The organism is Microcystis sp. LE19-10.1B, from assembly GCF_027530565.1.
Lineage (GTDB): Bacteria > Cyanobacteriota > Cyanobacteriia > Cyanobacteriales > Microcystaceae > Microcystis > Microcystis aeruginosa.
This window is the reverse complement of sequence record NZ_JAPZQM010000533.1, coordinates 1-8340: the sequence shown is the minus strand read 5'-3', so window position 1 is coordinate 8340 and position 8340 is coordinate 1. Positions and strand designations below refer to the sequence as shown.

9 protein-coding genes and 1 pseudogene are annotated in these 8340 nt (G+C 43.1%); 8 read left to right on the top strand and 2 right to left on the bottom strand.

What is annotated here, in order from left to right:
• Nucleotides 1–285: 285 nt before the first annotated feature.
• The 6 genes from O9332_RS19280 (at nt 286) to dnaG (ending at nt 5620) form a co-directional block, all read left to right on the top strand.
• Nucleotides 286–420, top strand: a complete 135-nt coding sequence (locus O9332_RS19280; RefSeq protein ID WP_288026949.1) for a hypothetical protein — start codon at nt 286–288, stop codon at nt 418–420.
• Between the two features lie 49 nt (nt 421–469).
• Complete coding sequence (locus tag O9332_RS19275) at nt 470–616, top strand: hypothetical protein (RefSeq protein WP_002761017.1); 147 nt, start codon at nt 470–472, stop codon at nt 614–616.
• Nucleotides 617–798: 182 nt separating this feature from the next.
• Nucleotides 799–1365 (top strand): photosystem I assembly protein Ycf4, encoded by a 567-nt coding sequence (locus tag O9332_RS19270; protein WP_002761019.1) that lies wholly within the window; start codon nt 799–801, stop codon nt 1363–1365.
• A gap of 31 nt (nt 1366–1396) precedes the next feature.
• Nucleotides 1397–2089 (top strand): peptidylprolyl isomerase, encoded by a 693-nt coding sequence (locus O9332_RS19265; RefSeq protein ID WP_002761022.1) that lies wholly within the window; start codon nt 1397–1399, stop codon nt 2087–2089.
• 154 nt (nt 2090–2243) lie between these two features.
• Complete coding sequence (locus tag O9332_RS19260; RefSeq protein WP_002761024.1) at nt 2244–3368, top strand: beta-ketoacyl-ACP synthase; 1125 nt, start codon at nt 2244–2246, stop codon at nt 3366–3368.
• Between the two features lie 371 nt (nt 3369–3739).
• The gene (dnaG, locus tag O9332_RS19255) at nt 3740–5620 is read left to right on the top strand and encodes a DNA primase (protein ID WP_288026945.1); all 1881 of its coding nucleotides are present in this window, start codon (nt 3740–3742) and stop codon (nt 5618–5620) included.
• A 12-nt stretch (nt 5621–5632) separates the two neighbouring features.
• Here the strand turns inward: dnaG and O9332_RS19250 are convergent, their stop codons facing one another.
• Nucleotides 5633–6871 carry a glycosyltransferase family protein gene (locus O9332_RS19250; protein WP_002761027.1) on the bottom strand — a complete coding sequence of 413 codons (1239 nt, stop codon included), beginning with the start codon at nt 6869–6871 and terminating at the stop codon, nt 5633–5635.
• A gap of 127 nt (nt 6872–6998) precedes the next feature.
• Nucleotides 6999–7218 (bottom strand): annotated as a pseudogene (locus O9332_RS19245) (IS4 family transposase); the annotation flags it as partial.
• Between the two features lie 279 nt (nt 7219–7497).
• Here O9332_RS19245 and O9332_RS19240 point away from each other — a divergent pair.
• The gene (locus O9332_RS19240) at nt 7498–7707 is read left to right on the top strand and encodes a hypothetical protein (protein WP_002761011.1); all 210 of its coding nucleotides are present in this window, start codon (nt 7498–7500) and stop codon (nt 7705–7707) included.
• 25 nt (nt 7708–7732) lie between these two features.
• The gene (locus O9332_RS19235; RefSeq protein WP_002761013.1) at nt 7733–7990 is read left to right on the top strand and encodes a hypothetical protein; all 258 of its coding nucleotides are present in this window, start codon (nt 7733–7735) and stop codon (nt 7988–7990) included.
• The last annotated feature ends 350 nt before the right edge of the window (nt 7991–8340 follow it).

The following is an 8340-nucleotide window of genomic DNA, read 5'->3' as shown; positions in this document are numbered from 1 at the left end:
TGAGAATGACCGGGGGAACCCTGAAATTTTCGGCTTAGTTGGCGGCAGCTTGCCGCCAACTCACTCCTCTAGATAAGTATTTTGACTCACGCCCCTTCCTCTTTTGAGACGTTGTGACACTTAGGGTGCGGAATGTGGGTTACAGGAACTCAACCCCGACAACGGCGAAGCTTCTTTGTATCGCACCCGTGACCTCGTACCTTCTCACCTGATGGACAAACTGAGACGGGGTAAAGTCTTAGTGACAAATTGGCATATTTTTGAAAAGCGAGCGCCTGCCACGTGGTGGCTGATACCGATCAATGGGAACAGGCAGCCGCCTATATTATTGACAATCATCCCGCCACTGCAGCCTTTGTTAAAAATGAACGCTTAGGGTTTACTATTCCCAGACTTTATTATCCGTCTGAAGACAGCTAAATCTAACTATTTAATTTTAGAAACTAAAGGATGGGACGAACTGAGGGAAGTGAAGGAAGCAGCGGCTAAACCCTGGTGTAATGCCATTAATACCGACGGCAAACACGGTCATTGGCAATACTTTTTAACTGGATTGAGCAAAGTTAAAGAAGGAATTGATCAAGCAATGAGAGAAATCGAAGCATTAACCAACTAAATTTTCGATAACTTTTCTGGAAGGCAATCGCCGGTACAGAGTACCCTTGATCTTAATCAGAGAAAAAGTGTATGAGTGATTTTGGCGGCATTCCGCTCCCAATCAACACCCTGGATCGGGGTTGGGGAAGTGGCGAGAAAAAAAGCTGGTAAAATAACTCTAGGCAACCTTAAAAAGAATTCATGAAAGCGCAAACAACAAGTAAAGATAGCCTGATCCTACGGCAAGAAGTAGTGGGAGCGCGTCGCCCTAGTAACTATTTTTGGGCTGTAATCGTCTCTATTGGCGGTCTAGGGTTTCTCCTCGCCGGTCTTTCCAGTTATTTGAAGGTCAATCTACTTCTCGTTAGCGATACCAGTTCCTTACAATTTATTCCCCAAGGAGTCGCCCTCCTCTTTTACGGTACTGCGGGGACTCTTTTAGCCATCTATCTCTGGTTATCTCTCCTCTGGAATGTCGGAGGTGGTTACAACGAGTTTAACAAGGAAACTGGCAAAGTTAAAATCTTTCGTTGGGGCTACCCTGGCAAAAATCGTCGCATTGATCTCGATTGGCCTCTCGAAGATGTGCAAGCTGTGCGGGCCGAAGTGCGAGAAGGACTCAACCCGAAACGGGAACTATTCCTGCGGATTAAACAGCGTCGCGATATCCCTTTAACTCGCGTCGGCGATCCGATGTCCCTCTCGGAATTGGAAAATCAAGGAGCGGAACTCGCTCGTTTTCTGGAAATTCCTCTAGAGGGATTGTAGGCCTTTTTTCGATCTTTTTGGCTATAAAATAATGATGAAGATAAGAAAATCTGGCTGGCTGTCTGTAGTTTGTCTTTTTTTGATCACAACGACGACACTTTTCGGCTGTTCTTCCCCAGAAGCTAACTCCACCCCCGATAATTCTATGGATAATTACAAACCCCGCTTAGATGGAACTGCCGTGGTCGAGATGATCATCAAAGGTAAACCGGTAACGATCGAAATTGATGGCAATGCGGCCCCAATTACTGCCGGTAACTTTGTGGATCTGGTGGAGAGAGGTTTTTATAATGGTTTAACTTTCCATCGCGTGGTTACAGAACCGCAGCCTTTTGTCGCCCAAGGGGGTGATCCCCAAGGTCGCGGAACTGGTGGTTTTGTCGATCCGAAAACCAAGCAATCCCGTTATGTTCCCCTGGAAATTCTCCTCAAAGACGAAAAAGAGCCGATTTATGGGCAAGCAATCGGTCAACAGGCCACGGCCCGCACTCCCATCGTCGCTTTACCCCATAAACGCGGTGCAATCGCAATGGCCCGTTCTCAACAACCTAATTCCGCTTCTTCTCAGTTTTATTTTGCCCTGTCGGATATCAATTTCCTCGATGGTGATTATGCCGTTTTTGGTTATGTAACTGAGGGAATGGAAGTGATCGATACGATTAAACAAGGGGATAAAATTGACTCGGCCAAGGTTGTTTCCGGTGCAGAAAACCTGAAAAAATAGCGATCGGTTAGGGTGGGACCGGGCGACAATAATTTAATGTTCGCCGTCACCCGCCCAATCATTTAATATTCCGATAGCTGATAACTGATAGCTGATAACTGATAGCTGATAGCTGATAGCTGATAACTGATAACTGATACCTGATAACTGATAAATGAATGTTGTGGTGACGGGAATTGGGTTGATCAGTTCTCTGGGAAATTTAAGTCAGAGTTGGCAAAGATTACTAGAGGGCAAAACTGGTATAACTAGGCAACAACCCTTTTCTGATTTACCCGCTTTACCCTTGGGTTTAATCGGTCACAAACCGGCATTTTTAGAGGATTTAACCAAAATTGCCCTGATTGCTGCCCTTGAAGACGCTCAATTAACCCCTCCCTTAAAGGATTGTGGTGTCACTATCGGTTCTAGTCGCGGTTGTCAGGGTTTATGGGAACGGATGGCAGCGACGGGAATAGTAGAAAACTGGTTAGATAGTTTACCCGATCGCGCCTCGGTATTGACCGCTAGATTGATAGAAACCGGCGCCCCAGTGTTAGCACCCATGGCGGCCTGTGCCACGGGCATCTGGTCGCTCGCACAGGCTGTAGAATTAATTACTATGGGAGAATGCGATCGAGTTTTAGCCGGGGCGCTCGAAACCCCGATCACTCCCTTAACTTTGGTGGGATTTGAACAGATGGGAGCTTTGGCGAAAACGGGCTGTTATCCTTTTGATAGAGCTAGGGAGGGCTTGGTTTTGGGCGAAGCTGGGGCGATTTTCGTCCTTGAATCCGAAGAACTGGCTTTAAGCAGAAATGCCCCCATCTACGGGCAAATTTTGGGCTATGGTTTTACCTGCGATGCCGATCATGTCAGCGCCCCGGCGGTGAATAATCGTAGTGCTACCAAAGCCATAGAACTATGTTTGCACAGAAGTCAATTAAGAAAAGATGAAATTAATTACATTCACGCCCACGGCACTAGCACGCGTTTAAACGATGAACGGGAGGCAAACCTGATCGCCAGCATTTTTGGCTCGCAAGTGGCTGTAAGCTCGACAAAAGGGGCAACAGGACACACTTTAGGGGCTTCGGGGGCATTAGGCGTGGCTTTTTGTTTAATGGCCCTGAAAAATCAGCTAATTCCCCCCTGTGTCGGTGTGCGCGAGTCGCCTTTTCAGTTAAATTTAACTAGATCGGCTGTTAATTTTTCCCTGCACAATTGTCTCTGTCTTAGTTTCGGTTTCGGAGGACAAAATGCAGCCATCGCAGTGGGGAAGTTTTTCAGTGATCAGTGATCAGTAATCAGTTCTTTCCCTGCCGGTCTCTGCATTTTTAACAAAACTTAACAATTATGGGCGAAATTTTGCTGGCTTTTGTCGGGAGATTTTGAGATAATATTTTTAAAAGATTTTATTCATAATGGGAATATTTGAACTTGTAAAAATTTGCACGGATTCCCATTATTAGAAAAGCATAGCACAAGCCGCCGCCAAAGTCAAGTCCTTTCTTATTACTTATGGGTGCGAATTTCCAGGAGTCAAAAAGGGCCTTAGTGGGGGTGCTAGGTGTTGGGGAGATTTTTCAGTGATCAGCTTTAATACTGCTCACTTAATATATACTGCTCACTTAAAACTCACATCTGACTCCTGACTGCTGATAACTGATTATGGATACACCGCGACTACATCCGGACACGATCGAAGAAGTTAAACAAAGAATTGATATTGTGGATTTAATTTCCGAGAGAGTCGTCCTCAAAAAAAGGGGACGGGAATACGTTGGTTTATGTCCTTTTCACGAGGAAAAATCCCCCAGTTTTACGGTTAGTCCTGCCAAACAAATGTATTACTGTTTTGGCTGTGGTGCGGGGGGAAACGGGATTAAATTTCTTATGGAAGTGGGAAAACAATCTTTTAGTGAGGTGGTTTTCGATCTCGCTAGAAGGTATCAAATCCCGATTAAAACTCTGGCAGTAGAACAGCGTCAGGAATTAGAACAGAAATTATCCCTCAAGGAACAATTATACGAAATAATGGCCGTGGCGGTGAGTTTTTATCAACACGCCCTTAGTCAACCTCAAGGGGAAAAAGCGTTAGATTATCTCAAGGTACAACGACAACTAACCGCGGAAACTATCGCAGCTTTTCAACTGGGATATTCTCCGGAAGGTTGGGAAACTCTCTATCGTTATTTAGTGGAACAAAAGCGCTATCCTGTGGCTTTAGTGGAACAAGCGGGATTAATTAAAGCGCGTCAAAATGGTAGTGGTTATTACGATCAATTTCGAGATCGTTTAATGATTCCTATTTTTGATAGTCAAGGACGAGCGATCGCTTTTGGTAGTCGCACTTTAGGTAATGAGCAGCCAAAGTATCTAAATTCTCCCGATACTCCTCTATTTGAAAAGGGAAAAACTCTCTTTGCTCTCGATCGAGCTAAACAGGCAATTATTCAGCAAGATTTAGCGATAGTTGTCGAGGGTTATTTTGACGCAATCGCTCTCCATGCTACTGGTATTACTAATGTGGTTGCCTGTTTAGGAACAGCTTTAAGTCAAGAGCAAATTAAATTACTTTTGCGCTACAGTGAAAATAAACAAATAATCTTTAATTTTGATGCTGATCAAGCGGGAATTAAAGCGACACAAAGGGCGATCGAGGAAATTAACTCCCTAGTTTATTCGGGACAAGTTAACCTAAAAATCCTCAATCTTCCCGATGGTAAAGATGCCGATGAATTTCTTAAATCTCGTGCTGACGGGGTGAATAGTTATCGAGAACTAATCGAAAAATCTCCTTTTTGGATTGATTGGCAAATCTCGCAAATGTTGGTTAATAAAGATTTAAAACAGGGACTACATTTTCAACAAGTAGCCAATAGTATGGTGAGTTTACTGCAAAAGTTAATCGATAGCAATCAACGCACTTTTTATCTAGATTATTGTGCTGAAATTTTGGCTCAAAAAGATGCCACTCGTTTGCCTTATATTTTAAAAAATCTCTCAAAGCAGGTTAATAAACCTCAAGGAAAATCTCTGGCAATCAAGAGGAAAAATATTTTAGATAAATCCGAAAAAAATAGCTCGGAAAAAGCCGAATGGTTATTATTATTAATCTATCTCCATTATCCTGAATATCGGGAAATAATTTTAGAATCTTTGGATGAAAAAGATTTAATTTTTAATCTCCCGGATTATCGTTGGTTATGGCAAGTAATTCTAGAGTTAGAAACCCAAATTACTAAACCAAGAGATTTGATGTCAGCTTTACAGAATCATTTATTGATGATAACCACAGACAAAAACCGTGATTTTAATTCTTTATTTCACTTAAATGAACATACCAGTCAGGAAATTTTGCAGCCAGAAGAACAGATCAAAGATGCTATTATAGCTATGGAAAAAATTAGTTTAATGGAATATCGTCGCTACTGTCAAGAACAATTAATTAATGCTCTCGACAGCAATCAACGGGAATTTTATCAGCAGGAATTCTATCAAACTGTTAATAAATTAATCGCAATTGATCCTCACTACCAACAAGCTTAATTCTCTGATTGCTTAGAAGCTAGACAGTTGTTCGGCAATAATAGATACTAACTTATCCACTGCTCCCGCTTGCCCGCGCACTGCCCGCAATTTTTGCCGGATAGCCTCTAATTGTTCGGGATTTTCTAACCAAGATATAGCCATATTTGCCACTTCTTCTGGTTGTAATTCCCCCAATAATTCCGGAACAATTTCGGCACCGGCCCAAATATTTGGCCAAGCATATAAACGCTTTTTCCGCAACATATAGAGATTAATCATCTTAGCAAATAAAGAACCCACCCCCGGCAGTTGGGCTAATAAACCGGGTAAACCGTCCCAAGTTCTCATCGCATCTAGTTGCTGAGTCGGTAGTAAAATAATCATCGGGATTGCCAGCGCCCCTAATTCGGCAGTATTAGCTCCCACCGTCGTTAAAGCTAAATGACAGCGAGAAAGCTGGTTATGGGCGGGAAAATCGGTAATTAGGTCAACTTTTACCCCCTTAGCTGTTTCTAGATAGGGTTTTTCTCCGTTTTTTAATTGGGCAGCACTCCAACCGGTTTTAGTGATCATCGGATTATAGCTAGGATCGGCAAATTTCGCCAAATAAGCTAAATTTAGGGTAGGAGCGACGGGAATTAAGAATTTAGTCTGGGGAGCCTGCGCGTGTATCTTTTCAGCAATGGCTAGGGTTAGGGGTACACCCTGGGCCAATTTTGAGGGTTTGGAACCCGGGAGGAGTGCAATTAAGGTAGCATCATCGGGGGTGATAGCAGTGGGCAAATCTACCATTAAATCGCCGATAACGGTAAATTTAGATTGATATTGTTCAGGAATATTTTTTAATACACTTGTATTCATCACGGCAAAGCGATCGATACCCCGATACCAACGCGCTTCCCATTCCGCATAGATAACGGTGCGATAACCCAAACGTTTACCGATGGTGAGGGCAAAAAATTGATCGCCCCCTAAAAATAAAACGATGCCCTTGGGGTGCCAATCCCAATTATCGGCGGTTTTTCCCCAGAAAAGAAAATTAAAGAAGTTTTCTGGCGACTGGACTCGATCGACCTCTGGATATTTCCTAACTACTTCCGTTTCCGCCCCCATAGAATGAGTACAAGGGGAAAGAATCACCGAAATCCGCAACAGCGATCGATCTTCTGTTAAGTTTTGTCGCAATCTCTTGACAACTGGACGCACCCATGTAGATATTTCTCCAGGGCCATTGGAGAGAATGAGAAGATCAACAGGAGAATCAAACATGATAAGTAGCTGGTTATAATTAAATTAAAAATGGATTTTAGGTTCGATCCCCCCTGCCCCCCCTATCCATTAGTCACATCTTTCTTAACATAAAATTTGACAAAAAGAGAAAAGTCTGCAAGATGGCTCAAGGGGGTTCTATGGGGGGACTAATTTGATGAGATAGTTTCCAAGTCTGGCTGATATCATGTTACCTTCGCAGTCCCAACCAAATAGTTTTAACACCTGGTTCACCGTCGCCTTTTCTACCTAAAAAACCCCCAAGAGAAGCAATCATTCTGACCGCTTCTGGCCAAGGAGGGCGGCTTTTCAGGTGGCGGACCCTTTTTATGAATAGTGGCACACAAAGGGGAGCATCTCACCTTTGTAACCCCTAAATCAGGTTTTTATGTCAAGCTATTTTGAAAGCCTTGCTAGAAAACAGTTTTAGGGATAAGTATAATTACGCACTTGCATAAATGAGATGCTCCCCACACAAAAGAGATTAGGATTAATCCCATCGCTGAGAGTAAATATCAAGTGGAGTTATTGGGGTTGGATGTGTTTGACCCGGTTACAATGAAAGTGGACTCAGAACCGGGTAAGAATGTCCCCGCTTGGTTTCTCGATACTGACTACAACGGCCTATGTTTCCACGTCAATCAGGCATTTTTCCCCGTACCGGCACTTGGGATTCGATTAAGAAAGCTTTAAAGGGAACCTATGAGGAATCAGTCTGGGAACATCTAGCAGGGACAACCAGCGCACCTTTTGCAGTGGGAGAACATCGGCAAATTGCCGTTAAAGTAATTGATGACCGGGGGAATGAGTTGTTAGTGGTTAAGAGTTTAAATTAGCAGAATTAAAGAAAGTAAAACTAATATGAATGCTTACAAAAAATATGTGACAATTGAGCGATCACATCAGTTAATTTTATCCGATTTACCCTTTCGATCCAGTCAAAGAGTAGAAATTATTATTTTAGGCGAAGATAGTCAGGAAACTAACCATCAATTAGAGGAGTTACGGCAAAAAATTGATAGTGCAACCGAGCAAATTTTAGCGGGTAATGTAACCGATGGGGAATTAGTTTTTGAGCAGTTAAAAACAAGATTAAGAGAAGAATATGGCTTAAAATAATGGCAATTTATCAATTCTCCCAAGAGGCAATTAATGATCCGGGGTCAGCGCATCTCAAACGCCATTGACAATTGACCAATTTTGTTATCCGTTTGCTGTGTGAGCATTTCAAGCCCACATTCCGCACCCTCAACTGTCACATAAGCTGTCCCCCTCCAGAGACTTGAGTAAAAATACTTAGCTGGTCAAGGTTTTCTCGGTGGCCGCTAGGGGGGTCTTGAGACCCCTAATTAGGGTCTGCTGAAAAAGTTTTTCGTGGGGACAGGGTGTGGGGTGTGGGGTGTGGGGTGTAGGGTTTTACCGATTCTCATCTGGTCAATTACCTAATTTTCAGAGAAAAAGTCCCAGAA

Coding starts and splice junctions, on each gene's coding strand:
- O9332_RS19270 (WP_002761019.1), top strand. CDS start 799: ATGAAAGCGCAAACAACAAGTAAAGATAGCCTGATCCTACGGCAAGAA.
- O9332_RS19265 (WP_002761022.1), top strand. CDS start 1,397: ATGATGAAGATAAGAAAATCTGGCTGGCTGTCTGTAGTTTGTCTTTTT.
- O9332_RS19260 (WP_002761024.1), top strand. CDS start 2,244: ATGAATGTTGTGGTGACGGGAATTGGGTTGATCAGTTCTCTGGGAAAT.
- dnaG (WP_288026945.1), top strand. CDS start 3,740: ATGGATACACCGCGACTACATCCGGACACGATCGAAGAAGTTAAACAA.
- O9332_RS19250 (WP_002761027.1), bottom strand. CDS start 6,871: ATGTTTGATTCTCCTGTTGATCTTCTCATTCTCTCCAATGGCCCTGGA.
- O9332_RS19240 (WP_002761011.1), top strand. CDS start 7,498: ATGTTTCCACGTCAATCAGGCATTTTTCCCCGTACCGGCACTTGGGAT.
- O9332_RS19235 (WP_002761013.1), top strand. CDS start 7,733: ATGAATGCTTACAAAAAATATGTGACAATTGAGCGATCACATCAGTTA.